The organism is Streptomyces sp. JHA26, assembly GCF_002005565.1.
Classification (GTDB): Bacteria; Actinomycetota; Actinomycetes; order Streptomycetales; family Streptomycetaceae; genus Streptomyces.
Genome location: NZ_BDJC01000149.1, coordinates 1 through 1,072 on the forward strand (window position 1 = coordinate 1; position 1,072 = coordinate 1,072).

The following is a 1,072-nucleotide window of genomic DNA, read 5'->3' on the forward strand; positions in this document are numbered from 1 at the left end:
CCCGGCTGGCGGCGGCGTTGACGCCGGAGGTGGACGCGGTGCTGGCCCGGTACCCGCTGCGGGAGCTGGTCACCTCCTCCGACCCGCTGCCCCTGCTGGTGGAACGCGAACGCGCCCTGTACGGCTCCTGGTACGAGTTCTTCCCCCGCTCCGAGGGCACCCCCGAGCGGCCCCACGGCACCTTCCGCACCGCCGCCCGCCGCCTGCCCGCGATCGCCGCGATGGGCTTCGACGTCGTCTACCTCCCCCCCATCCACCCCATCGGCACCACCCACCGCAAGGGCCGCAACAACACCCTCTCCGCCGGACCCGACGACGTCGGCGTCCCCTGGGCCATCGGCTCCCCCGAGGGCGGCCACGACGCGGTCCACCCCGACCTGGGCACCCTCGACGACTTCGACGCCTTCGTCACCGAGGCCGGGAAACTGGGCCTGGAGATCGCCCTCGACTTCGCCCTGCAGTGCTCCCCCGACCACCCCTGGGTCGACAAGCACCCCGAGTGGTTCCACCACCGCCCCGACGGCACCATCGCCCACGCCGAGAACCCGCCCAAGAAGTACCAGGACATCTACCCCATCGCCTTCGACGCCGACCTGGACGGCATCGTCGCCGAGACCGTGCGCCTGCTCAGGTTCTGGATGGGCCACGGCGTGCGGATCTTCCGCGTCGACAACCCCCACACCAAGCCCGTGGTGTTCTGGGAACGCGTCATCGGCGAGGTCAACCGCGCCGACCCCGACGTCATCTTCCTGGCGGAGGCCTTCACCCGCCCCGCGATGATGCACACCCTCGCCCAGATCGGCTTCCAGCAGTCCTACACCTACTTCACCTGGCGCACCACCAAGCGGGAACTGACGGAGTACCTCACCGAACTGACGGGGGAGGCCGCCGCCTACATGCGGCCCAACTTCTTCGCCAACACCCCCGACATCCTGCACGCCTACCTCCAGCACGGCGGCCGCCCCGCCTTCGAGGTCCGCGCCGTCCTGGCCGCCACCCTCTCCCCCGCCTGGGGCATCTACAGCGGCTACGAACTGTGCGAGAACACCCCCCTGCGCGAGGGCAGCGAGGA

Annotated in this window: 1 pseudogene; it reads left to right on the forward strand. The window is 70.8% G+C overall.

Annotation, left to right across the window (positions count from 1 at the left end):
* A pseudogene (locus JHAT_RS33450) lies at positions 1-1,072 on the forward strand (alpha-1,4-glucan--maltose-1-phosphate maltosyltransferase); the annotation flags it as partial.